Source organism: Streptomyces sp. WM6386, assembly GCF_000972385.1.
Classification (GTDB): Bacteria; Actinomycetota; Actinomycetes; order Streptomycetales; family Streptomycetaceae; genus Streptomyces.
Genome location: NZ_JXTE01000001.1, coordinates 85693 through 109573 on the forward strand (window position 1 = coordinate 85693; position 23881 = coordinate 109573).

Here is a 23881-nt window from a genome sequence, read left to right on the forward strand (position 1 = left end):
CGGCTCGATCTCACCGGCTCCGAGCATTAGGTCTGATTTCCCTGGAGGAACAAAGCGTTCCGCGTCGTTTCGAGCCCGTCCTCGGTGAGGCCGGCGTCGACGCCCGGCGGATGCGGCACGACCGACGTGCCGGGCTGACCGGCGGGAGCGACCGTGATCCGGCGCATCGAGCCCTCGCCGACATCGCCGCGCACCTCGCAACCGAGGAGATCGCGGCAGAAGGCCGGCGCGGCGTCCGGCTCGTCCTGCGGAAGGAAGCTCGCGTGGAGGGTGAGGTCCATGGACGTCACGCTAGGCGCTGTCCCGGGGCGGGCGCTTCTCGAAAACTGACGCGCCGTGGCGTCGGCGGCGGTGCTTGCCCACCGGGCCGCGCCTCACTAGCCTCCGCGCGTGATCAATGGGGCACATGTGGTGATTCACAGCCGCGACGCCGAGGCGGACCGTGACTTCCTGCGGGAGGTGCTGGGCTGGTCCCACGTCGACGCCGGGCACGGCTGGCTGATCTTCAAGGCACCTCCGACGGAGGTCGCCTGCCATCCCACGGAGGGTGCGGCGGCGTATGAACTGATGTTGATGTGCGACGACATCGAGGCCACGACCGCCGAGCTCGGGGACAAGGGCGTCGGGTTCACCCGCCCGCTCCAGGACGCCTCCTGGGGACGGGTGACCGGCTTTAGGCTTCCGGGCGGCGCCGAGGTCGGCTTGTACGAGCCGCGTCATCCGCGCGCCTAGGCGGGGGAAAGCCCGAGTCCCCGGAGCCGTTACGGCGTCCGGGGACTCGGGAGTCCTGCGAGCGGGGATCAGGCGGTCACGGTCTCCCGCTCCGCCGCCGGCTTCGGCGTGCGCTCGCCGAGCTGCTCCGTCGCGATGGTGTGGGTCTCGCGGGCCGTGAGGACGGCGATGACCGGCGGGACGCACAGGGCGGCGGTGAAGATCGCGACCGCCGACCAGTCGCTGCCGTCGGGGCCCGCGATCTGCGCGGCGAAGGTGACCGCGAACCCGGCCACGGCGAAGCCGATCTGGGTACCGATCGCCATGCCCGACAGCCGGACACGGGTCGAGAACATCTCGCCGTAGAAGGAGGGCCACACCCCGTTCGCGGCGCTGTAGACGACACCGAAGGTGACGATGCCCAGCACCAGGGTCAGCGGGTAGTTGCCCGTGGAGATCGCCCAGAGGTACACGAACATCATGACCGCGCTGCCCGCGGCGCCGATCAGGTAGACCGGGCGGCGGCCGATGCGGTCCGAGAGCGTGGCCCACGCCGGGATCGCGCCGAGGGCGACCAGGTTGGCCAGCGCGCCCACCCACAGCATCGAGGAGCGGCTCATCCCGACCGAGTCGCTGGTGGCGTACGCCAGCGCCCAGACCGTGAAGATCGTCGAGACCGAGGCGATCAGCGCACCCGCGATCACCCGCAGGACGTCCGCCCAGTGGTTGCGGGCCAGGAACGCGAGCGGCATCTTCACGACGCCCTCGGAGGCGGTCTGCTGCTCGAAGGCCGGGGTCTCCTCCAGCTTGCGCCGGATGACGTAGCCGACGACGGCGACCGCGATGCTCAGGAAGAACGGGATCCGCCAGCCCCAGGACAGCAGCTGGTCCTCGGGGAGCGCGGCGATCGGGATGAAGGCCAGCGTGGCGAGGAGCTGGCCGCCCTGGGTGCCGCTGAGCGTGAAGCTGGTGAAGAAGCCGCGCCGGTTCGGCGGCGCGTGTTCGAGCGTCATGGAGTTGGCGCTCGCCTGCTCGCCGGCGGCGGAGATGCCCTGCAGGACACGGCAGGCCACCAGCAGGACCGGGGCGAGCGTGCCGACCTGGTCGCGGGTGGGCAGACAGCCGATGAGGAACGTCGACAGACCCATCAGGATCAGCGTGAAGACCATGATCTTCTTACGGCCGACCTTGTCACCGAAGTGGCCCAGGAAGAGCGCGCCGATCGGCCGGGCCGCGTAGGCCACACCGAAGGTGGCCAGCGACAGCAGGGTCGCGGTGGCCGGGTCGGACTTGTCGAAGAAGATCTCCGGGAAGATCAGCGCGGCCGCGCTGCCGTAGATGAAGAAGTCGTAGTACTCCAGCGCGCTGCCGATCCAGGCGGCAGTGGCCGCCTTTTTCGGCTGCCCGACGGAATCGGCAGGGTCGCGGGGCGTGACAGTGTTAGCCACGAGCGTGCTCCTTTGGGGAACTCCAACGTAAGCGGAGTGAGCGGCGGGAAGAAGTGCCTGACCTCGTGGGGGTGCTGGGTCGGCCGCGCTGGGGTCCTGGGGGGTTCTCGGTTAATTAACCCACTAGGTAGTTAGTAGCGCTTGGGTAGGGATGTTGCGCTCGCGTTTCCCGCCTGTCAAGAGGTGGCGACGGACGATCTTCAGTCCGCGATGCGCTCCGCCGTCAGGTAGGCGATCACCATGTCGCCCAGCATGTTCCGGTAGTGCTCGCGCTGTGCGGGGTCGATGAGGTCGCGGCCGAAGAGGGCACCGAAGGTGTGCCGGTTGGCGACCCGGAAGAAGCAGAAGGAGCTGATCATCGCGTGCAGGTCGACGGCGTCCACGTCGGCCGTGAACAGACCGGACTGCCGACCCGACTCCAGGATCCGGCGGATCACGTCCAGGGCGGGCGAGCCGATCTTGCCGAGCTTCTCGGAGGCGGCGATGTGCTCGGCCTCGTGGATGTTCTCGATGCTGACCAGACGGATGAAGTCGGGGTGCCGCTCGTGGTGGTCGAAGGTGACCTCGGCGAGCTTGCGGATGGCCGCGACCGGGTCCAGATGCTCGACGTCCAGCTCCTGCTCGGCCTCCCGGATCACGCCGTACGCCCGCTCCAGGACGGCTGTGAACAGCTGCTCCTTGCCGCCGAAGTAGTAGTAGATCATCCGCTTCGTGGTGCTGGTGCGGGCGGCGATGTCGTCGACCCGCGCCCCCGCGAAGCCGACCCGGGCGAACTCGCGGGTCGCCACATCGAGGATCTCGGCCTTGGTGCGCGCGGCGTCACGGGTGCGCCCGCCTGGTCGTACCGGTTCTTCGACGCTGGTCATCGGGTTCCTTCGGGTGTGCGGCCAGTGCCGCGATTCTAGAAGCCCGCACGCCCCGCGGAACGGATCAGGGGTTCCCAAGTGCGGTTTCCGGGTGCTATGACTAACTCACTAGTTCGTACATTAGTGAGCCGCTCAGGAGGTCCGCCGTGGCCAAGGACTCGTATCTCGTCGGACTGATCGGTGCGGGCATCGGCCCCTCGCTCAGCCCGGCCCTGCACGAGCGGGAGGCCGACCGCCAGGGTCTGCGCTATCTGTACCGGCTCATCGACATCGACGTCCTCGGCATCGGTCCCCAAGCGGTCGGCGATCTGCTGCGGGCCGCCCGGGACACGGGCTTCGACGGGCTCAACATCACGCACCCCTGCAAACAGCTCGTCATCGAGCACCTCGACGCGCTCTCCCCGCAGGCCGAGGCGCTCGGCGCGGTCAACACCGTCGTCTTCGAGGACGGCCGGGCCATCGGCCACAACACGGACGTGACCGGCTTCGCCGCCTCCTTCGCCCGTGGCCTGCCCGACGTACCGCTGGAGAAGGTCGTCCAGCTGGGCGCCGGCGGCGCGGGAGCGGCCGTCGCGCACGCCACGCTCACCCTTGGCGCGGAGCAGGTGACGGTCGTGGACGCGCTGGCCGACCGGGCCGCCGACCTCGCCGCCTCCCTGAACCGCCACTTCGGCGAAGGCCGGGCCGCCCACGCGAGCCCGGACCGGCTCCCGGACCTGCTCGCGAGCGCCGACGGGATCGTTCATGCCACCCCCACCGGCATGGCCGCCCACCCCGGCCTCCCCTTCGCCGCCGAACTCCTGCACCCCGGCCTGTGGGTCGCCGAGGTCGTCTACCGCCCCCTCGAGACCGAACTCCTGCGCACCGCCCGCGCGATGGGCTGCGCCACGCTGGACGGGGGCGGAATGGCCGTGTTCCAGGCCGTGGACGCCTTCCGCCTCTTCACCGGGCGGGAGCCCGACAGTGCTCGGATGCTGGCCGACATCGCCGAGCTCGCCGGTGCTGTGGGAACCCCGAAGTAGGAAGAGGTACCGACGTGCGTACGTCCATCGCCACCGTCTCCCTCAGCGGATCCCTCACCGAGAAGCTCACGGCCGCCGCCCGGGCCGGCTTCGACGGTGTGGAGATCTTCGAGAACGACCTCCTCGCCAGCCCCCTCACCCCCGAGGAGATCCGCACCCGCTGCGCCGACCTCGGTCTCGGCATCGACCTCTACCAGCCGATGCGGGACATGGAGGCGGTCCCCGAGGAGCAGTTCGCGAACAATCTGCGCCGGGCCCGGCACAAGTTCGAGCTGATGGGCAGGCTCGGCACCGACACGGTCCTCGTCTGCTCCAGCGTCCACCCCCTCGCCGTGGACGACGACGCCCTCGCCGCCGAGCAGCTGGGCCGACTGGCCGACCTCGCCCAGGAGTTCGGCATCAAGGTCGCCTACGAGGCACTGGCCTGGGGCCGGCACGTGAGCACCTACGACCACGCCTGGCAGATCGTCCGCGCGGCCGACCATCCCGCGCTCGGCACCTGCCTGGACAGCTTCCACATCCTCTCCCGAGGGTCTGAACCCAAGAGCCTCGAAGCCATCGAGGACATCCCCGGCGAGAAGATCTTCTTCCTCCAGCTCGCCGACGCCCCGCTGCTGGCGATGGATGTCCTCCAGTGGAGCCGCCACTACCGCTGCTTCCCCGGGCAGGGTGGATTCGATGTCGCGGATCTTGTGCGCCGTGTATTGCATACCGGCTACGACGGTCCGCTCTCTCTAGAGGTCTTCAACGACGTCTACCGCCAGGCCGAGGCCGGTCGGACGGCCGTGGACGCGCACCGCTCGCTCCTGCTCCTCCAGGAGACGGTCGGCGTGACGACCCCGCCCGCGGCCGTCGTTCCCACCGGCATCGCCTTCGCCGAACTGGTCACCCCCGACGCCGAGCCGGTCTCCGCGGTGCTCGGCGCACTGGGCTTCGCCCGCACCGCGCGCCACCGCACCAAGCCGGTGGACCTGTGGCAGCAGGGCGAGGCCCGCCTGCTCCTGAACACCGGCCCGGCCGGCCGCCGCGACGGCACGGGCCTCGCCGCGATCGGCCTGGAGTCACCGGACCCGGCGGGCGCGGCCCGCCGCGCGGAGTCCCTGCTGGCCCCGGTGCTGCCGCGGCGCCGCGCCGTCGAGGACGCCCCGCTGGACGCCGTCGCGGCGCCCGACGGCACGGAACTCTTCTTCTGTGCGACCGGCCGTCCCGAACTGCCCAACTGGCGGGCCGACTTCGAGGACGTGGCGCATGAGACAGGGGCGACGGGCGTGCGGCGCATCGACCATCTGGCCCTCGTCCAGCCCTGGCACCAGTTCGACGAGGCGGCGCTGTTCCACCGCAGCGTGCTCGGGCTGCACGCGCAGGAGAGCGTGGACGTCGCCGACCCGTACGGCCTGATGCGCAGCCGGGCGGTGACGAACCCGGACGGCAGCGTCCGGATCGCGCTGAGCGTCGGCGCGGCTCCCACGGACGACACGGTGCACGCCCAGCACATCGCGTTCGCCACGGACGACGTGGTCACGGCGGTACGTCGCTTCCGGGACGCGGGCGGCCGCGTCCTGCCGATCCCCGCGAACTACTACGACGACCTCGCCGCCCGCTTCGAGTTCGCCGACGGCGAGCTGGAGACGTACCGCGAGCTCGGCATCCTCTACGACCGGGACGCGTACGGCACCTTCCGCCACTGCTACACCCGCACGGTCGGCCGGGTCTTCTTCGAACTCGTCCAGCGCGACGGCTACCGCGGCTACGGCGCCCAGAACGCCCCCGTGCGGCTGGCCGCCCAGCACGGCGTCACTGGCGGCTGACCGCCCGGGTCACACCGGTCACCACGGTCGTGGCCAGGATCCAGCCGGTGATCACGAGGGCGTAGGAGAGCGCCTGGTACCCGCCCTCCGGGGCGAACGCCCCCTCCTGCCCGAACGAGATCACCGGCAGGAGCAGGTCCAGGGTGAAGAACACCGGGTCGAAGTCCGGGTGTTCGGAGGCCTTCAGCGGGGGCGGCTCGTGGAGGGCGTACACGAGGGAACCGACGGCGAGCAGGGAGACCAGCCAGGCGCAGGCGCGCAGCGGGCGGAAGCCGTAGCCGACGGTGACGTCCTGGAGGTAGCCCCACAGGCGCCCGTACCAGGCGCGGGTGGCGCGCAGGCGGCGCTGTTTGGCGAGCTGGACCTGGCGGGCGGCGTAGTCGTCGCCGATGCGGAGGTAGGCGGCGGTCAACTGCTCGTAGGCGTGGGGGACATAGCCGTCGGCGTCTCGATCGAGGACGGGCAGGCGTTGCTCGGCGGGGACGTGCGGGGTGAGGGCGCTGTAGGTCAGGCCGTCAAGGCGGACTTCGGAAGGCAGGATCTCCGGTGCTGCGTGCAGGAGTTCGAGCTGGGAGCGCCGCAGGTTGACCGCGCCCTGGACGGGTACGGCGTCCCTCAGCCACAGTTCGCCGATCACCGCGCTGCTCGCGCGCAGCGCGGTGTCTCCGGGGTTCGACAGCCGAGCACGTGTGAGGTTGAGCTGGCTGGAGATGCGTATGCCGCGCATTTCGACGCGCCCGAACGCTGTGAGGTTCCGGGCGTGCACCGTGTTCGCGGAGAGTGCCTGGGCGTCGATCGCCGTGCCGCCGGGATTCTCCAGCTGGGCGTCGTTGAGGTTGACCGACGCGGCGATGGAGGCGCTGTTGATCACCAGGCGGCCACGGACCCGTATCCCGGGCGCCACCAAGTCCTCCCCGATGGAGGAGTGGTTGAGCCGCAGCGCGGGCTCCTCGCCGTCGTCCGGTGCTCGGAACTGGGCCCGGTCCATGAACAGCGCGCCGGCGATCTGGGACCCGACGAGCGTCACGATCCCCCGAAACTGACAGTCTGTCAGCCTTAGCGCGCCCTCCACCCGCAGGGTTCCCCGCGTCTAGTCCCGGCAGCTCCGAGCCACTCAGGTCGAGCTGCCGGAACTGGCTGCCGTGCAGACGCGGGACCTGGTCGAAGTGACACTGACTCAGCCCTGCGTATGTCTCGACCGTGCCGTACTGGACATCGAGTGTGCCCGTGATCCTTGCTCCGGCCAGTTTGAGGGCGGGTATTTCACCTTCCTGTCGCGGCCCGTTGAGCATCAGCGCCCGCAACACGGCTGCCCGGACGGTCCGTTCGGTGCCGTCGCGCAGATCGACAGCCGTCCCCGTCGCGAACGCCTCCCACACCCGCCGCTCGGCGGGCGTCAGATCGTTGATCTCCACAGAGCGGGACTCTAGTCGCATCCTTCGACGCCGACGGCCCGGGCCACGACATGGCCCGGGCCGTCCTCTCGGACCTCTACGGTCGGGTGTTCCACTCGGCGACGACCGGTCGGCCGTGTTCCGTGGACAGTCGGCTGACGGTGGCCGTCGCGAGCTGGAACAGGCGGCCGTCCGCCGCTTCCAGGCCGAGCCGACGAGCCGTCAGCACCCGCAGGAAGTGGGCGTGCGCCACGAGGACCACGTCCCCGTCCGGGAGTGCCGCGTCCACCCGGGCCAGCACCCGGTCGGCACGTGCCCCGACCTCGGCGGGCGACTCTCCGGGGTGTCCCTCGGGGCCGGGCGGCACGCCGTCGGTCCACAGGTACCAGTCGGGCCGGGTCCGGTGGATGTCGACGGTGGTGACGCCTTCGTAGCCGCCGTAGTCCCACTCATGGAGGTCGTCATAGGGCAACACCCCTGACAGACCCGCGAGTTCGGCGGTGCGTATCGCGCGGCCCAACGGGCTGCTGAGCGCGGATGCGAAGGTCCGTCCGGAGAGGAGCGGAGCGAGGGACTTGGCCTGTTCCTCACCGTGTGCGGTGAGGGGCAGGTCGGTCCAGCTGGTGTGCCGGCCCGACACGCTCCACTCCGTCTCCCCGTGGCGGACCAGCAGGAGATCCCCCACGGTGCGCTACTCCTTCGACTCGACGGCGTGGCCGCCGAACTGGTTGCGCAGCGCCGCGATCATCTTCATCTGCGGCGAGTCGTCCTGACGGGACGCGAACCGCGCGAACAGGGAGGCCGTGATCGCGGGCAGCGGTACCGCGTTGTCGATGGCCGCCTCGACGGTCCACCGGCCCTCGCCGGAGTCCTCCGCGTAGCCGCGCAGCTTGTCCAGGTGCTCGTCCTCGCCGAGGGCGTTGACCGCCAGGTCGAGCAGCCAGGAGCGGATGACCGTGCCCTCCTGCCAGGAGCGGAAGACCTCGCGCACATCGGTCACGGAGTCGACCTTCTCCAGGAGCTCCCAGCCCTCGGCGTAGGCCTGCATCATCGCGTACTCGATGCCGTTGTGGACCATCTTCGCGAAGTGCCCGGCGCCCACCTTGCCCGCGTGGACGAAGCCGAAGTCGCCCTCGGGCTTGAGCGCGTCGAAGACCGGCTGCACCTTGGCGACGTGCTCGGCGTCGCCACCGACCATCAGGGCGTAGCCGTTCGTCAGACCCCACACGCCACCCGAGACACCGGCGTCGACGAAGCCGATGCCCTTGGCCGCGAGTTCCCCGGCGTGCTTCTCGTCGTCCGTCCAGCGGGAGTTGCCGCCGTCGACGACCGTGTCGCCGGGGGAGAGGAGGTCGCCGAGCTCGTCGACGACGGACTGGGTCGGGGCGCCGGCCGGCACCATCACCCAGACCACGCGGGGGCCTTCGAGCTTCTCGACGAGCTCGGCGAGGCTCGCCACGTCGGAGACCTCGGGGTTGCGGTCGTAGCCGATGACGGTGTGCCCTGCGCGGCGGATCCGCTCGCGCATGTTGCCGCCCATCTTGCCGAGGCCGATGAGGCCGAGCTGCATCGACGTCATGTCAGCGCACTTCCTTCAGTTCACGGTATGCGGCCACGAGGGCGGCGGTTGATGCGTCGAGGCCGGGTACCTCGGCGCCTTCGGTGAGGGCGGGTTCGACCCGCCTGGCGAGCACCTTGCCCAGCTCGACACCCCACTGGTCGAAGGAGTCGATGTTCCAGACGGCGCCCTGGACGAACACCTTGTGCTCGTACAGCGCGATCAGCTGACCGAGGACCGACGGGGTCAGTTCCTTCGCCAGGATCGTCGTGGTGGGGTGGTTGCCCTTGAACGTCTTGTGGGTGACCAGTTCCTCGGGGACACCCTCCGCGCGCACCTCGTCCGGCGTCTTGCCGAACGCGAGCGCCTGTCCCTGCGCGAACAGGTTGGCCATCAACAGGTCGTGCTGCGCCTTGAGTTCGTCGCTCAGCTCGGCCACGGGCTTGGCGAAGCCGATGAAGTCGGCCGGGATCAGCTTGGTGCCCTGGTGGATCAACTGGTAGTACGCGTGCTGCCCGTTGGTGCCGGGCGTGCCCCACACCACCGGTCCCGTCTGCCAGTCGACGGGCCGGCCGTCGCGCTGCACCGACTTGCCGTTGGACTCCATGTCGAGCTGCTGGAGATACGCCGTGAACTTCGACAGGTAGTGGCTGTACGGCAGTACCGCATGCGACTGGGCACCCAGGAAGTTGCCGTACCAGACGCCCAACAGGCCAAGGAGCAACGGGGCGTTGTCCGCGGCGGGGGCCCTGCGGAAGTGCTCGTCGACGATGCGGAAGCCGTCGAGCATCTCCCGGAAGCGGTCCGGGCCGATGGCGATCATCAGCGAGAGGCCGATCGCCGAGTCGTAGGAGTAGCGGCCGCCGACCCAGTCCCAGAACTCGAACATGTTGTCCGGGTCGATACCGAACTCGGTGACCTTGCCGCCGTTCGTCGACAGCGCCACGAAGTGCTTGGCGACCGCCTTCTCGTCACCCCCCAGACCTTGGAGCAGCCAGGAACGGGCCGAGGTGGCGTTGGTGATCGTCTCGATCGTGGTGAAGGTCTTGGACGCGACGATGAACAGCGTCTGCGCCGGGTCCAGGTCGCGGATGGCCTCGTGGAGGTCGGAGCCGTCCACGTTGGAGACGAACCGGAAGGTCAACTCCCTTGCCGTGAACGCGCGCAGCGCCTCGTACGCCATCGCCGGACCCAGGTCGGAGCCGCCGATGCCGATGTTGACGACATTGCGGATACGCCGGCCCGTGTGGCCGGTCCACTCACCGGAGCGGACCCGGTTCGCGAAGTGGCCCATCTGGTCCAGCACGGCGTGCACCTGCGGCACGACGTTCGCGCCGTCGACCTCGATGACCGTGTCGGCCGAGGCGCGCAGCGCGGTGTGCAGGACGGCCCGGTCCTCGGTGAGGTTGATCTTCTCGCCGCGGAACATGGCGTCACGCAGGCCGAACACGTCGGTGGCGGTGGCCAGTTCCTGGAGCAGGGCCAGCGTCTCGTCCGTGATCAGGTGCTTGGAGTAGTCGATCCGCAGATCGCCGACGCGTACGACGTACCGCTCCGCGCGTCCCGGGTCCGTCGCGAACAACTCCCGCAGCTGCGCGAGCCCTTGGGCGCGGTGGCCCGCCAGGGCGGTCCACTCGGGCCGCCGGGTGAGGTTCGGGGTGTCGGACATCAGCCGTTCTCCTTGGTGGCCTCGCCCCGCAGGGCGACGGCGTACATCTCGTCCGCGTCGAGGCGCCGCAGCTCCTCGGCGATCAGTTCGGAGGTGGTGCGAACCTTCAGCGCGAGGGTGCGCGAGGGCTGGCCGGGCAGCGACAGCGTCGCCAGCGGGCCCTCGGGGCGGTCGATGACGATCTCGCCGTTCTCGGTGCCCAGCCGGACGGCCGTGACGACCGGACCGTCGGTGACCACGCGGTCGACACCGACGCCGAGGCGGGCCTCCAGCCAGCGGGCCAGCAGCTCGGCGGCCGGGTTCTCCTCCTCGGCCTCCACAGCCGCCGAGGTGATCTTCGCGCGGGCCTGGTCGAGGGCGGCGGCCAGCATCGAACGCCACGGCGTGAGCCGGGTCCAGGCGAGGTCGGTGTCGCCGGGCGCGTAGGAGCGGACCCGGGCCTTCAGTACGTCGAGGGGGTTCTCCACGGCGTACAGGTCGGTGATCCGGCGCTGCGCCAGGGCGCCCAGCGGGTCCTTCGCCGGGTTCTGAGGGGCCTCCACCGGCCACCACACCACCACCGGCGCGTCCGGGAGCAGCAGCGGCAGCACGACGGAGTCGGCGTGGTCGGAGACCTCACCGTACGTCCGCAGCACGACCGTCTCACCGGTGCCCGCGTCGGCGCCCACCCTGACCTCGGCGTCCAGCTTGGACGACTGCCGGTCGCGCGGGGTGCGGGCGTGCCGCTTGATGACGACCAGGGTGCGCGAGGGGTGCTCGTGCGAGGCCTCCTCGGCCGCCTTGATCGAGTCGTAGGCGTTCTCCTCGTCCGTGACGATGACCATCGTCAGGACCATGCCCACGGCAGGGGTGCCGATGGCGCGGCGCCCCTGCACCAGCGCCTTGTTGATCTTGCTTGCCGTGGTGTCGGTCAGGTCGATCTTCATGGCCTGCGCCAGCTCCGTCCGTCTCGTGCGAGCATCTCGTCGGCTTCCTTGGGACCCCAGCTGCCCGACGCGTACTGCGCGGGCTTGCCGTGCCGTGCCCAGTACGCCTCGATCGGGTCGAGGATCTTCCAGGACTCTTCCACTTCCTGGTGACGGGGGAACAGGTTGGCGTCGCCCAGGAGGACATCCAGGATGAGTCGCTCGTACGCCTCCGGGCTGGACTCGGTGAACGACTCGCCGTAGGCGAAGTCCATCGAGACGTCCCGGATCTCCATCGAGGTGCCCGGCACCTTGGAGCCGAACCGCACCGTCATGCCCTCGTCCGGCTGGACGCGGATGACGATGGCGTTCTGCCCGAGCTCCTCGGTGGCCGTGGAGTCGAAGGGGGAGTGCGGGGCGCGCTTGAAGACGACCGCGATCTCGGTGACCCGGCGGCCCAGGCGCTTGCCGGTGCGCAGATAGAACGGGATGCCCGCCCAGCGCCGGTTGTCGACCTCCAGCTTGATGGCCGCGTACGTGTCGGTCTTCGACTGCGGGTCGATGCCCTCCTCCTGGAGGTACCCGGCCACCTTCGCACCGCCCTGCCAGCCCTCGGCGTACTGCGCCAGCACGGTGTGCTCACCGATCTTCTCCGGCAGCCGCACCGACTTCAGCACCTTGAGCTTCTCGGTGAGCAGCGACTCGGCGTCGAAGGCGATCGGCTCCTCCATGGCGGTGAGGGCCATGAGCTGGAGGAGGTGGTTCTGGATGACGTCACGGGCGGCGCCGATGCCGTCGTAGTAGCCGGCGCGGCCGCCGATGCCGATGTCCTCGGCCATCGTGATCTGTACGTGGTCCACGTACGACCGGTTCCAGACGGGCTCGTACATCTGGTTGGCGAAGCGCAGCGCCAGGATGTTCTGGACGGTCTCCTTGCCCAGGTAGTGGTCGATCCGGAACACCTGCTCCGGGTCGAAGACGTCGTGCACGAGCGCGTTGAGATCCCGCGCGCTGGCCAGGTCGCTGCCGAACGGCTTCTCGATCACCGCGCGCCGCCAGGAGCCCTCCGGGGCCTTGGCCAGGCCGTGCTTCTTCAGCTGCCGCACGACCTTCGGGAAGAACTTCGGCGGTACGGAGAGATAGAAGGCGTAGTTGCCGCTGGTGCCCCGGGAGGCGTCCAACTCGTCGACTGCGGACCGCAGCTGCTTGAAGGCGGTGTCGTCGTCGAAGTCGCCGGGGATGAACCGCATGCCCTCGGCGAGCTGCTGCCAGACCTCCTCACGGAACTCCGTGCGCGCATGCTCGCGCACCGAGTCGTGCACGACCTGCGCGAAGTCCTGGTCCTCCCAGTCCCGCCGGGCGAACCCGACGAGCGAGAAGCCCGGCGGCAGCATGCCGCGGTTGGCCAGGTCGTACACGGCCGGCATCAGCTTCTTGCGGGACAGGTCACCGGTGACACCGAAGATGACGAGCCCGGACGGACCGGCGATACGGGGGAGCCTGCGGTCCTGGGGATGGCGGAGCGGGTTCTCCCACGCCCCGGCGGCCGCGACGATCTCGGTGGCCGCGACGGTCTCGGTGGCTGCCGCGAGGGCCTCGGTGGCGGGCGTCTCGGTCATTCCGCGTCCACCCCCTTGCTGTCCAGCGACTTGGTGACGGTGGCCAGCAGGTCGTTCCACGCCGCCTCGAACTTGGCGACGCCCTCGTCCTCCAGCTGCTGCACGACCTCGTCGTAGGAGATCCCGAGAGCCTCTACGGCGGCCAGGTCGGCGCGTGCCTGGGCGTAGCCGCCGGTGACGGTGTCGCCGGTGATCTCGCCGTGGCCGGCGGTGGCGTTGAGGGTCGCCTCCGGCATGGTGTTGACGGTGCCGGGCGCGACCAGCTCGTCGACGTAGAGCGTGTCCTTGTATGCGGGGTCCTTGACGCCGGTCGAGGCCCACAGCGGGCGCTGCTTGTTGGCGCGGGCACCGGCGAGAGCGGTCCAGCGGTCCCCCGCGAAAACCTCCTCGTACGCCTCGTAGGCGAGCCGGGCGTTGGCGAGCGCGGCCCTGCCCTTGAGGGCGAGGGCCTCGTCCGTGCCAAGGACGGTCAGCCGCTTGTCGATCTCGGCGTCGACACGGGAGACGAAGAAGGAGGCCACCGAGTGGATGGTGGAGAGGTCGACGCCGTTCGCGGCGGCCTTCTCCAGACCGGCCAGGTAGGCGTCCATGACCTCGCGGTAGCGCTCCAGCGAGAAGATCAGCGTGACGTTGACGCTGATGCCGAGGCCGATGACCTCGGTGATCGCGGGGAGGCCCGCCTTCGTCGCCGGGATCTTGACCATGACGCCCGGGCGGTCGACGAGCCAGGCGAGCTGCCTGGCCTCGGCGATGGTCGCCGGCGTGTTGTGGGCGAGGCGGGGGTCGACCTCGATGGAGACCCGGCCGTCCCGACCGTTCGACGCCGTGTATACAGAATCCAGAATATCGGCGGCGGCACGCACATCGGCCGTCGTCATCATCCGTACGGCCTCCTCGACCGTGACGCCCCGTAGCGCGAGGTCGCTCAGCTGCTCCTCGTACCCCTCACCGGAGCCGATGGCGGCCTGGAAGATGGACGGGTTGGTGGTGACACCCACGACGTTCTTGTTCTCGACGAGTCCGGCGAGGTTCCCGGACTCGATCCGCCGCCGCGACAGGTCGTCCAGCCAGATGGAGACGCCCTCGTCGGACAGGCGCTTGAGTGCTCCCGCGGTCGCGGTTGCTTCGGTCACTGTGATCATCTTCTTTCTGGCGATCGGATCAACCGCGCGCGGCGGCGAGGGATTCCCTGGCTGCTGCGGCGACGTTCTCGGCGGTGAAGCCGAACTCGGCGAAGAGGGTCTTGGCATCGGCGGAGGCGCCGAAGTGCTCGAGGGAGACGATGCGTCCGGCGTCGCCGACGTACCGGTACCAGGTCAGTCCGATCCCGGCCTCGACCGCGACGCGCGCCTTCACGGCCGGGGGCAGCACGCTCTCGCGGTACGCGCGGGGCTGCTCCTCGAACCACTCCACGGACGGCATCGACACCACACGTGTGCCGAGCCCCTCGGCCTCCAGCAGCTCCCGGGCGGCCACGGCGAGCTGCACCTCGGAGCCGGTGGCGATCAGCACGACGTCCGCGGTCGGGGTGGAGGAGTCCTTCAGCACATACCCGCCCTTCGCCGCGTCGGGGTTCACGGGGAACGTCGGCACGCCCTGACGCGTGAGCGCGAGGCCGTGCGGGGCCGGGTTCGTGGCGTGCCTCTTCAGGATCTCGGCCCAGGCCACGGCCGTCTCGTTGGCGTCCGCCGGGCGGACGATGTTCAGGCCCGGGATGGCCCGCAGCGACGCGAGGTGCTCGACCGGCTGGTGGGTGGGACCGTCCTCGCCGAGGCCGATGGAGTCGTGCGTCCACACGTAGGTGACGGGCAGCTGCATCAGCGCGGCCATCCGGACGGCGTTGCGCATGTAGTCGGAGAACACCAGGAAGGTGCCACCGTAGATCCGCGTGTTGCCGTGCAGCGCGATGCCGTTCATCTCGGCGGCCATCGAGAACTCGCGGATGCCGAAGTGGACCGTTCGGCCGTACGGGTTCGCCTCGGGCAGCGGGTTGCCCTCGGGGAGGAAGGAGGAGGTCTTGTCGATGGTGGTGTTGTTCGAGCCGGCCAGGTCGGCGGAGCCGCCCCACAGCTCGGGCAGGACCGCGCCGAGAGACTGGAGGATCCTGCCGGAGGCGGCGCGGGTGGCGACGGCCTTGCCCTCTTCGAAGACCGGGACCGAGGACTCCCAGCCCTCGGGGAGCCGGCCGGCGACCACGCGGTCGAAGAGCCCGGCCCGCTCGGGCTGGGCGCCGCGCCACTCGGCGAGCTGCTTGTCCCAGGCCGCGTGCGCCTCGGCGCCCCGGTCCAGGGCCCGGCGGCTGTGGGCGAGGACCTCGTCGCCGACCTCGAAGGCGCGCGCCGGGTCGAAGCCGAGGACGCGCTTGGTGGCCGCGATCTCGTCGTCGCCGAGGGCGGAGCCGTGGGAGGCCTCGGTGTTCTGCGCGTTCGGGGCGGGCCAGGCGATGATCGTGCGCATCGCGATGATCGAGGGCCGCTCGGTCTCGCCCTGGGCGGCCTTGAGCGCCGCGTGGAGGGCGGGTACGTCGATGTCGCCGTCGGCGGCGGGCTCGATGCGCTGGGTGTGCCAGCCGTAGGCCTCGTACCGCTTCAGGACGTCCTCGGAGAAAGCGGTCGCGGTGTCGCCCTCGATGGAGATGTGGTTGTCGTCGTAGAGGAAGACCAGGTTGCCGAGCTTCTGGTGGCCCGCGAGGGAGGAGGCCTCGGCGGAGACACCCTCCTCCAGGTCGCCGTCGGAGACGATCGCCCAGATGGTGTGGTCGAAGGGGGACTCGCCCTGCGGTGCCTCGGGGTCGAACAGGCCGCGCTCGTAGCGGGCGGCCATGGCCATGCCCACGGCGTTGGCGGCGCCCTGCCCGAGCGGCCCGGTGGTGGTCTCGACGCCGGCGGTGTGCCCGTACTCGGGGTGACCGGGCGTCTTGGAGCCCTGGGTCCTGAACGCCTTCAGGTCGTCGAGCCCGACCTCGTACCCGGCGAGGTAGAGCTGGGTGTAGAGGGTGAGCGAGGTGTGGCCGGGGGACAGGACGAACCGGTCGCGGCCGGTCCACTCCGGGTCCGCCGGGTCGTGACGCATCACCTTCTGAAAGATCGTGTACGCGGCCGGGGCCAGGCTCATCGCGGTGCCCGGGTGTCCGTTGCCGACCTTCTGTACGGCGTCGGCCGCCAGCAGGCGGGCGGTGTCGACGGCACGCCGGTCGAGTTCGGTCCATTCGAAGCTGTCCGGTGTCTGCGTGCTCATCTTCAAGAAGTCCTCGATTGGAGCGGGGAGCTGCTCTGACGCGTTCAAATCTAAAAGTCTGACTTTTACGGGGGAAGGTCGCGGTGTGTCAGCCTGTGGTGAAAGTGGGACACGGACGGCTTGAGCAAGGCGGCACGAGTAGGACATGGCGGACAGAACCATCCAAGGCGGAGGCGGCGACGGCGGTGTGAACGGGATCAGAACGTTCCCCTTTCCCATCGAGCTCAGCGTCGGTGGCGTCGGCATGCAGGTCGGCCCGATGGGTCCGCACCGCACCTGGCACGCTGACGCCCCGCTGCACCGCGTCCACCGGATCGACTTCCATGTCGTGATGCTCTTCGACAAGGGCCCCGTCCGCCACATGATCGACTTCGCCGAGTACGAGGCGTACGCCGGCGACGTGCTCTGGATCCGCCCGGGCCAGGTCCACCGCTTCTCCAGTGCCAGCGGGTACCGCGGAACGGTCCTCACCATGCAACCGGGCTTTCTGCCACGGGCGACGGTGGAGGCGACGGGGCTCTACCGCTACGACCTGCCGCCTTTGCTGCACCCCGACACGGCGCAGTTGGCGGGGCTGGGGGCGGCGCTGGCGCAGCTGCGGCGGGAGTACAAGGACACGGCGACCCTCCCCCTGAGTCTGCACACGGCCGTGCTCCGCCATTCCCTGACGGCCTTCCTGCTCCGCCTGGCCCATCTGGCGGCGAGTTCGCAGGAGGCGGCGCGGGGGCAGTCGGACACGACGTTCACGCTGTTCCGGGACGCGGTGGAGAAGGACTTCGCGACGAACCACAGCGTCAGCGCGTACGCCGACACCCTCGGCTACTCCCGCCGCACCCTGGTCCGCGCGGTGCGTGCCGCGACCGGGGAGACACCCAAGGGGTTCATCGACAAGCGGGTCGTCCTGGAGGCGAAACGGCTTCTCGCGCACACCGACATGCCGATCGGGCGGGTGGGCGCGGCGGTGGGGTTCCCGGACGCGGCGAACTTCTCGAAGTTCTTCCAGCTGCACGCGGGGCAGACGCCGGTGGGATTCCGGGCGGAACTGCGATGAGGGGCCCCGGCCCGCGGAGCCCCTCACCCAAGTGATGCGTCAGTGCCCGAAGTTGAACCAGTTCAGGTTCACGAAGTCCGCCGACTGCCCGCTCGTGAAGGTCAGATACACGTCGTGGGTGCCGGTCACCGAGCTGATGTTCGCCGGTACGGTCCGCCAGGTCTGCCAACCGCCCGTGCCCGCCAGGGAGAAGCTGCCGACCGGCGTGTTGGACCGGCTGTCCAGACGGACCTCGACCAGCCCGCTCACGCCCGAGGCCGCACCGCTGGCGACCCGGGCGACGAACTGAGTGGCCGCCGTGGAACCGAAGTTGACGTTCTGGTAGAGCGCCCAGTCGCCGTTGGCGAGGTAGCCGATGTTCTGGCCGCCGCCGGTGTCGGTGGTGGTCTCGGTGCTCACACCGCTCTGGCTGTTGTACGACTCGGCCTGGATGGCCGAGTAGGCGTCACGCGATCCCGTCGGCGGCGGCGTGGTGCCGCTCCCGGCGGCCGAGAGCACCTGGACGTAGTCGACGGTCATCGGTACGCCGGACTGGGTGCCGCTGTCCAGGCCGCCGCCGAACGCGTCCGGGAAGGCGCCGCCCATCGCCACGTTGAGGATGATGAAGAAGCCGTGGTTGGTGGCGTTGGACCAGGTCGTCGCGTCCACCTGGTTCGCGTTGACGGAGTGGAACTGGGTGCCGTCCACCAAGAAGCGGATGGTCTCCGGAGTGACGGAGCGGTCCCATTCCATGGTGTAGGTGTGGAAGGCCGACTGGCATGTCGAGCCCGGACAGGCGGTGTTGTTCCCCAAGCCCGTCGTCTCGTTGCACGGGCCGCCGGGGTTGGTGCCGCAGTGCATCGTGGCCCACACGCGGTTCATGCCCTGGACGTTCTCCATGATGTCCAGCTCGCCGACGCTCGGCCAGTTCTGGTAGTTGCCCCGGTAGGGCGCGCCCAGCATCCAGAACGCCGGCCAGTAGCCCTCGGCCGCCGTGCCGGTGACGTTGGGCATCTGGATGCGTGCCTCGACGCGCAGCTTCCCGCCGGACGGGGGCTGGAAGTCGGTCCGGTTGGTCTCGATGCGGCCGGACGTCCAGGTGCCGGCCGAGTTGCGGACCGGGGTGATGCGGAGATTGCCGTTGCCGTCGAGCGAGACGTTGGACGTGCTGTTCGTCATCGTCTCGACCTCGCCGGTGCCCCAGTTGGCGGGGCCGCCCGGGTAGCCGGTGCCGGTCGCGTACTGCCAGTTGGCGGTGTTGACGCCGGTGCCCGCGGTGCCGTTGAAGTCGTCGACGAAGACCTGCGTCCAACCCGTGGGTGGAGTGGGCGCGTTGGCGTTCGCGGGCAGGGTCGCGACCGTGGCGAGGGTGGCCGCCAGACCGAACGTGGAGAGTACGGCGATCAGGGCGCGCCGGCGTCTGGATGTTCCGGAGGGTGCACTCATGGGGTGTGCCTCTCGGGTACGGAGGGGGATGCGCGGGTGATTCGACAGCACGCCCAGAACCGTCTGAGAGCGCTCTCAAAGTGGGCCCAATGTGCTCTCGGTCACTCCGGTCGTCAAGAGGTGTAACCGTGAAAGTCCTTCGAGGACGGGGGAGTTCACCCCATGAAGCCGCGAATGTGCCGAGAGGTCGCCGCTCCGGGGCGGGGACGGGCGTACCGTCGAACCTGGTCCCTGAGAAGTGGGGGCGCCATGAGCCGGCACTCCGTCACCGCACGCCATCTGCGGCTGATGCTCGACGTCGTGGACGAGGCACGGCACGACGAATCCGACGAGTTCCCGCCACCGTCCCTCCTCAGGGGACTGGGGCGACTGGTCTCCTGCGACCTGGCCGAGTTCAGCGAGGTCGACCTGCCCACCCGCCGGGGGCTGGGCTACCAGGCGGTGCAGTACGGCGGCCCCTACCCGGAGTGGGACGACGAGGTGTGGTGGCTGTGGAAGCACCAGCACCCGCACTGCGTGGACGTGGAGCGCAGTCACGGGCGCCTGGAGGTGGCCCAGTTGACGGACTACATGCCGACCCGGGAGTTCCGCGACACGGCGCTCTACACCGACTACATGCGGCCCTTCGTCGCCATGATGGTCCTCGCCCTGCCGACGGCGCCGGGACGCATCCGCATGTACTCCGTCTCCCGCGATCGCGACCGGCCGTTCAGCGAGCGCGACCGGCTGACCCTCCAGCTCCTGCGTCCGCACATCGACGCCGTCCACCGTGAGGCGGCCCGCCGGCGTCGCGAGCCGGTGCGGCTCACCCCGCGCGAACTCGACGTCCTGCGGGCCGTGGCCAACGGGTGGGGGACCGAGGACATCGCGGGACAGTTCGTGGTCGCGCCGAGCACGATCCGCAAGCACCTGGAGAACATCTTCCGCAAGCTGGACGTCTCCAGCCGCACCGCTGCCGTCGCCCGTGTCTTCCCGGAACCCGAGGCGTCCCCGCCCTGACCGGCCCTACAGGGCGCTGCCCGTCTTCCACTCCTCCCAGGACAGGTTCCAGCCGTTGAGTCCATTGGCCGGATCGACGCTCTCCTCGCCGGAGTTCTTCACGATCACGACATCGCCGAGCATCGAGCTCTCGTAGAACGTGTAGCCCGGGACCGCGCTGTCGTTCGCGCCCTTCGCGTCGTGCAGGCCGACACAGCCGTGGCTGGTGTTCTGGCTGCCGAACACCGAGGTGGACGCCCAGTAGTTGCCGTGGATGAAGGTGCCGGAGGTGGTGAGGCGCTGGGCGTGCGGGACGTCGGAGATGTCGTACTCGTCGCCGAGGCCGACCGTGGAGGACTCCATCCGGGTCTCCTTGAACCGCTCGCTGATCACCATGGTCCCGGACCAGGTGGTGTGGTCGGCGTCGCCGCCGGAGACGGGGTAGGTGGCGTAGGTCGCGCCGCCCCGCTTCACCACCATCTCCTTGGTGGCCAGGTCGACCGTGCTGATCTGCTCACGGCCGATGTGGAAGGTGACATCCTTCGACTGTGTACCGTATACACCATTCTGTCCTTCGACGTCCTTCAATCGCAGACCGAGGGTGATCGTCGTGCCGGCCGCCCAGTACGTCTGCGGCCGGAAGTCGAGCCGGGTGTCGCTGAACCAGTGGCCCACCACCTCCACGGCCGGCTCCGCCGTCACCGTGATCGCCTTCTCCACGGCGGCCCTGTCGGACACGGCGTGCGTGAAGTTGACCGACACGGGCATGCCCACGCCGGAGGTCGAGTCCGCCTCGGGCGTGAAGTAGCCGACGAAGGTCTCGCCCGGGGACCTGGTGGTGAAGGTCGCGGTCTGTGCGTCGACGCCCTCGGCCTGCGCGGTGACCGTGTACTTGGTGCCCGAGTACGGGTTCCGCGTCGACGTCCACCTGGTCCTGGCATCGTCGTACGTCCCGGCCAGCGTGGAGCCGTCGTTGCCGGTGACCTTGACGGAGGCGAGCGTGCCGTCGGTCACGGTGACCTCCACCGGGTCGCTGAAAGCGGCCTTCCTGGTGCCGTCCGCGGGGCTCACCGAGACGACCGGCTTCTTCGTCGCGGCGACCTTCGCCGACGCCGACGACTGCGCTCCCTGGGAGGCGTCCGCCGAGCCGCCGCACCCGGTCAGCACCGCGGCCGGAACCACGCCCAGCACGGTGAGCACCCCGCGCCGCGACCACCTCTCGCAGGGCTGGTCGGACCGGTTCGGTATGTGCGAGACGCCCACGGCAGGCCTTCCTGAGATATCCGCCTTTGCGTGTGCATCCTGCGCCGCGCAGATGTGCTGATCCTTTGAATCCCCGGGCCGCTTCCTGAGATTCGTGTGAGGACCCGCCCGGGATCCGGTTTCTGCGGCGGTGGGACTTGTTGCAGGGACGCCGCGCGGGAGGGGACCCGGCCCCCGGCCGGGTCCCCCTGCCTACCGGACGCCGTCAGGCAGGTGTCGTCACCTGCGGTTCGGGTGCCTCCTCCTCGCTCAGCCCGAACCGGTCGTGCACCCGCCGCAGCGGCTTCGGCGCCCACCACGCCCGCCGCCCGAGCAGCGCCATCGTCGCCGGGACGAGCAGCATGCGGACGAGGGTGGCGTCGATCAGCACCGCGAGGGTGAGGCCGAGTCCGATCTGGAGGATGGGGGAGAAGCCGCCCGTCATGAAGGCCCCGAAGACCACGGCGAGCAGGAGCGCGGCGCAGGTGACGACGCGTCCCGAGCGGCGCAGTCCGGTGACCACGGCCTCCTGGTCGTCACCGGTGCGCCGCCGGGCCTCGCGCATCCGGGCCAGGATGAACAGTTCGTAGTCCATGGCGAGGCCGAAGGCGATCGCGATGATCAGCGGTGGGGCGGTCAGGCTCAGCGCACCGAGGCCCTCCGCGCCCAGCAGCCCGGCCAGATGGCCGTCCTGGAAGACCCACACCACCACACCGAGCGCGGCACCCAGGCTGAGCAGGGTCGTGGCGATCGTGCGCAGCGGGATCAGCACCGAGCCGGTGAACGCGAACAGGAGCAGGAAGATGCCGGCCAGGACGGTCACGGCCGCCCAGGGGGCCCGGTCGGCGAGCATCGCTCGGAAGTCGACGAGCCTCGCCGCGGGTCCGGTCACCACGACCGGGTCGTCGCCCCGGATCTCCCGTACCCGCTCCACCAGGTCGGTGGCGCCGTCGCCGTCCACGCTGCCGGGCGGCGGCAGCTCCACGACGGTGATGCCGCCCGGCACGTCCCGGGACTCGGCGCGGGGGCTGAGCGACTGTATGCGGTCGACGGTCGACTGGTCCGTGCCCGGCTTCAGGACGACCGTCACCGGTGACACCCCGGTCCCGGGCGGGAAGTGGGCGTCGACCGTGTCGTACAGCTGTCGTGCCTCGGTGCTCGACGGCAGCTGCTGGGCGTCCCCGAGGTTGATCCGCATACCGGCGACCGGCAGGGCGAGCACCAGCAGGGCCGGGACGACCACCGCGAGGACGGCGATCCGGTTGCGGGCGGAGAAGCGGGCCAGACGGGCGAAGACGCGGCCCTCCTCGCCCTCCGGACGTACCTTCGCCGGCGGGATCTTCCCGCCGAAGCGGGTGAGCAGCGCGGGCAGCAGGGTGAGCGCGGCCAGCATGTCGACGACGACCACGGCGGCCACGGCCAGCCCCATGCTGCGCAGGAACACGCTGGGGAAGACCAGCAGCCCGGTCAGACTGACCGCCACGGTGAGTCCGGAGAACAGCACCGTCCGCCCGGCCGCGGCGACCGTGCGGTGCACGGCCTCGGTCACATCCTCGGGGGAGCCGGATTTCCTGCGCTCCTCCCGGAAGCGGACCAGCATCAACAGGGCGTAGTCCACGGCGAGTCCGAGGCCCAGCATGGTGGTGACCTGGATCGCGTACACGGAGATGTCCGTGACCTCGCTGAACAGGAACAGGGCGAGGAACGCGCCCGCGATGCCGCTCACCGCGATCACCAGGGGCAGCGCGGCCGAGCGCAGCCCGCCGAACACCACGAGGAGCAGCGCGAGTACGACAGGAAGGGAGATCAACTCGGCGTTCCTCACGTCCTCCTGGGCCTTCTCGCCGATCTGCAGACCGAGCAACGGGCCGCCGCTGACGTGCACCTCGGGCGCGTCGATCTCCTTGATGCGGTCGGCCGCCTCGTCGACCGTCCGTTCCTCGGCGTCGTCGTCCAGACCGCCCTCCAGGGCGACGGGGATGATGAGCGCCCGCCCGTCCTCGGCAAGCAGGCCGGGCGTCTCGTACGGATCCGGCACGGCGGCGACCCCGGCGACCTCCCGGACCTCGGCGACGGCCCGCTCCACCTGGGCCCGAAGTCCCGGGCCCAGGACGGCGGTTCCCTCGACGACGGCCGTGATCGACTCACCGGCGGGGTCGACCCGGTCGAGATACTGAGCGGCCGCCTCCGACTCGGTGCCGGGGACTTCGGGCACGTTGTCCGACAGGCGCCCGAAAACGCCCGTCCCGAGCCCGAAGCCGAGCAGCAGGAAGAGCACCCAGAGCGCGATGACGGTGAGCGGACGGCGCGTGGCCGTCCGGGCGAGTGTGGAGAGCACGGTCCCTCCCGGCGGGGCATCGGTTGACATGCCCTCAGACTCGTGCGGGAGGGGGTGGTGCCGGATCGCCGGAGGGAGCGGTTTCCGGGGCTCCGTCGCGCGGGGGAGACGACCTTCCGTCTCACTCCTGAGAGGGAGGAATGAACCGCACCGGTACCGGAGTTGATCACATCACCATCCGCGATCCCGAGGAGCCGCCATGTCCGACGCACCCGCCGTCCGCGAACTCCGTCTCGTCGTCACGGCCGAGGACTACGACGAGGCCCTGCGCTTCTACCGCGACGTCCTCGGCCTGCCCGAACGCGCCGCGTTCTCCTCGCCCGACGGCCGGGTCACCATCCTCGAGGCCGGCCGGGCCACGCTGGAGATCACCGACCCGAACCATGCCGCGTTCATCGACGAGGTCGAGGTGGGGCGCCGGGTGGCCGGACCCATCCGGGTCGCCTTCGAGGTCGACGACTCCACCGCCACCACGGCGAGACTGGCACAGGCCGGCGCCGAGGTGATCGCCGAACCGACCCGCACCCCCTGGAACTCCCTCAACTCCCGCCTGGAGGCACCGGGCGCACTCCAGCTCACCCTCTTCACCGAGCTGGGCGACCAGGACTAG

At 70.0% G+C, this 23881-nt stretch carries 19 protein-coding genes and 1 pseudogene; 6 read left to right on the forward strand and 14 right to left on the reverse strand.

Annotated elements, in window-relative coordinates:
- Nucleotides 1-26: 26 nt before the first annotated feature.
- Nucleotides 27-281 carry a hypothetical protein gene (locus TN53_RS00330; RefSeq protein ID WP_052745120.1) on the reverse strand — a complete coding sequence of 85 codons (255 nt, stop codon included), beginning with the start codon at nt 279-281 and terminating at the stop codon, nt 27-29.
- 109 nt (nt 282-390) lie between these two features.
- Between TN53_RS00330 and TN53_RS00335 the strand changes: the two genes are divergently transcribed.
- Entirely contained in the window at nt 391-732 is a 342-nt protein-coding gene (locus tag TN53_RS00335; protein ID WP_046256211.1) for a VOC family protein, read from the forward strand.
- A gap of 68 nt (nt 733-800) precedes the next feature.
- Here the strand turns inward: TN53_RS00335 and TN53_RS00340 are convergent, their stop codons facing one another.
- Both TN53_RS00340 and TN53_RS00345 read right to left on the reverse strand, forming a co-directional pair.
- Nucleotides 801-2159, reverse strand: coding sequence for an MFS transporter (locus TN53_RS00340; protein WP_046256212.1), 1359 nt, complete (start codon nt 2157-2159; stop codon nt 801-803).
- A 200-nt stretch (nt 2160-2359) separates the two neighbouring features.
- Nucleotides 2360-3025: a TetR/AcrR family transcriptional regulator gene (locus tag TN53_RS00345; RefSeq protein ID WP_046256213.1), complete on the reverse strand. Its 666-nt coding sequence runs from the start codon at nt 3023-3025 to the stop codon at nt 2360-2362.
- Nucleotides 3026-3171: 146 nt separating this feature from the next.
- On the opposite strand from TN53_RS00345, the gene TN53_RS00350 reads away from it, so the two are divergent.
- Entirely contained in the window at nt 3172-4047 is an 876-nt protein-coding gene (locus TN53_RS00350; protein ID WP_046256214.1) for a shikimate dehydrogenase, read from the forward strand.
- A gap of 14 nt (nt 4048-4061) precedes the next feature.
- The gene (locus TN53_RS00355; protein WP_046256215.1) at nt 4062-5855 is read left to right on the forward strand and encodes a bifunctional sugar phosphate isomerase/epimerase/4-hydroxyphenylpyruvate dioxygenase family protein; all 1794 of its coding nucleotides are present in this window, start codon (nt 4062-4064) and stop codon (nt 5853-5855) included.
- On the opposite strand, the pseudogene TN53_RS00360 reads toward TN53_RS00355, so the two are convergent.
- From TN53_RS00360 to tkt, 8 genes and pseudogenes are all read right to left on the reverse strand, one after another.
- Nucleotides 5842-7270 (reverse strand): annotated as a pseudogene (locus TN53_RS00360) (membrane-associated oxidoreductase). The gene TN53_RS00355 and the pseudogene TN53_RS00360 overlap by 14 nt on opposite strands.
- Nucleotides 7271-7346: 76 nt before the next feature.
- On the reverse strand, nt 7347-7934 hold the full coding sequence (locus TN53_RS00365; RefSeq protein ID WP_046256216.1) for a histidine phosphatase family protein: 588 nt from the start codon (nt 7932-7934) through the stop codon (nt 7347-7349).
- Nucleotides 7935-7940: 6 nt separating this feature from the next.
- The gene (gene gnd / locus TN53_RS00370) at nt 7941-8819 is read right to left on the reverse strand and encodes a phosphogluconate dehydrogenase (NAD(+)-dependent, decarboxylating) (protein WP_046256387.1); all 879 of its coding nucleotides are present in this window, start codon (nt 8817-8819) and stop codon (nt 7941-7943) included.
- Nucleotides 8820-8829: 10 nt separating this feature from the next.
- Entirely contained in the window at nt 8830-10476 is a 1647-nt protein-coding gene (gene pgi, locus TN53_RS00375) for a glucose-6-phosphate isomerase (RefSeq protein WP_046256217.1), read from the reverse strand.
- Nucleotides 10476-11402, reverse strand: a complete 927-nt coding sequence (opcA, locus tag TN53_RS00380; RefSeq protein WP_046256218.1) for a glucose-6-phosphate dehydrogenase assembly protein OpcA — start codon at nt 11400-11402, stop codon at nt 10476-10478. The genes pgi and opcA overlap by 1 nt, the downstream gene beginning before the upstream one ends.
- Nucleotides 11399-13000: a glucose-6-phosphate dehydrogenase gene (gene zwf, locus TN53_RS00385; protein ID WP_046256219.1), complete on the reverse strand. Its 1602-nt coding sequence runs from the start codon at nt 12998-13000 to the stop codon at nt 11399-11401. Before zwf ends, opcA begins: the two co-directional genes overlap by 4 nt.
- Nucleotides 12997-14142, reverse strand: a complete 1146-nt coding sequence (gene tal / locus TN53_RS00390; RefSeq protein WP_046256220.1) for a transaldolase — start codon at nt 14140-14142, stop codon at nt 12997-12999. Before tal ends, zwf begins: the two co-directional genes overlap by 4 nt.
- 19 nt (nt 14143-14161) lie before the next feature.
- Entirely contained in the window at nt 14162-16237 is a 2076-nt protein-coding gene (tkt, locus tag TN53_RS00395; protein WP_046256221.1) for a transketolase, read from the reverse strand.
- Between the two features lie 145 nt (nt 16238-16382).
- Between tkt and TN53_RS00400 the strand changes: the two genes are divergently transcribed.
- On the forward strand, nt 16383-17288 hold the full coding sequence (locus TN53_RS00400; protein WP_046256222.1) for a helix-turn-helix domain-containing protein: 906 nt from the start codon (nt 16383-16385) through the stop codon (nt 17286-17288).
- A 39-nt stretch (nt 17289-17327) separates the two neighbouring features.
- Here the strand turns inward: TN53_RS00400 and TN53_RS00405 are convergent, their stop codons facing one another.
- Nucleotides 17328-18713: a glycoside hydrolase family 16 protein gene (locus TN53_RS00405; protein ID WP_046256223.1), complete on the reverse strand. Its 1386-nt coding sequence runs from the start codon at nt 18711-18713 to the stop codon at nt 17328-17330.
- 249 nt (nt 18714-18962) lie between these two features.
- On the opposite strand from TN53_RS00405, the gene TN53_RS00410 reads away from it, so the two are divergent.
- The gene (locus tag TN53_RS00410) at nt 18963-19712 is read left to right on the forward strand and encodes a helix-turn-helix transcriptional regulator (protein ID WP_046256224.1); all 750 of its coding nucleotides are present in this window, start codon (nt 18963-18965) and stop codon (nt 19710-19712) included.
- Between the two features lie 6 nt (nt 19713-19718).
- Here TN53_RS00410 and TN53_RS00415 read toward each other — a convergent pair whose 3' ends face one another.
- Nucleotides 19719-20954 (reverse strand): L,D-transpeptidase, encoded by a 1236-nt coding sequence (locus TN53_RS00415; protein ID WP_046256225.1) that lies wholly within the window; start codon nt 20952-20954, stop codon nt 19719-19721.
- Between the two features lie 205 nt (nt 20955-21159).
- Nucleotides 21160-23271, reverse strand: coding sequence for an MMPL family transporter (locus TN53_RS00420; RefSeq protein ID WP_046256226.1), 2112 nt, complete (start codon nt 23269-23271; stop codon nt 21160-21162).
- A 199-nt stretch (nt 23272-23470) separates the two neighbouring features.
- On the opposite strand from TN53_RS00420, the gene TN53_RS00425 reads away from it, so the two are divergent.
- Nucleotides 23471-23881, forward strand: coding sequence for a VOC family protein (locus tag TN53_RS00425; protein WP_046256227.1), 411 nt, complete (start codon nt 23471-23473; stop codon nt 23879-23881).

Bases quoted from the DNA above. Each gene is read 5' to 3' on its own strand.
- TN53_RS00405 (WP_046256223.1), bottom strand. From the start codon at position 18,713: ATGAGTGCACCCTCCGGAACATCCAGACGCCGGCGCGCCCTGATCGCC.
- opcA (WP_046256218.1), bottom strand. From the start codon at position 11,402: ATGAAGATCGACCTGACCGACACCACGGCAAGCAAGATCAACAAGGCG.
- TN53_RS00400 (WP_046256222.1), top strand. From the start codon at position 16,383: ATGGCGGACAGAACCATCCAAGGCGGAGGCGGCGACGGCGGTGTGAAC.
- zwf (WP_046256219.1), bottom strand. From the start codon at position 13,000: ATGACCGAGACGCCCGCCACCGAGGCCCTCGCGGCAGCCACCGAGACC.
- TN53_RS00345 (WP_046256213.1), bottom strand. From the start codon at position 3,025: ATGACCAGCGTCGAAGAACCGGTACGACCAGGCGGGCGCACCCGTGAC.
- TN53_RS00425 (WP_046256227.1), top strand. From the start codon at position 23,471: ATGTCCGACGCACCCGCCGTCCGCGAACTCCGTCTCGTCGTCACGGCC.
- tal (WP_046256220.1), bottom strand. From the start codon at position 14,142: ATGATCACAGTGACCGAAGCAACCGCGACCGCGGGAGCACTCAAGCGC.
- tkt (WP_046256221.1), bottom strand. From the start codon at position 16,237: ATGAGCACGCAGACACCGGACAGCTTCGAATGGACCGAACTCGACCGG.
- gnd (WP_046256387.1), bottom strand. From the start codon at position 8,819: ATGCAGCTCGGCCTCATCGGCCTCGGCAAGATGGGCGGCAACATGCGC.
- pgi (WP_046256217.1), bottom strand. From the start codon at position 10,476: ATGTCCGACACCCCGAACCTCACCCGGCGGCCCGAGTGGACCGCCCTG.
- TN53_RS00410 (WP_046256224.1), top strand. From the start codon at position 18,963: ATGAGCCGGCACTCCGTCACCGCACGCCATCTGCGGCTGATGCTCGAC.
- TN53_RS00330 (WP_052745120.1), bottom strand. From the start codon at position 281: ATGGACCTCACCCTCCACGCGAGCTTCCTTCCGCAGGACGAGCCGGAC.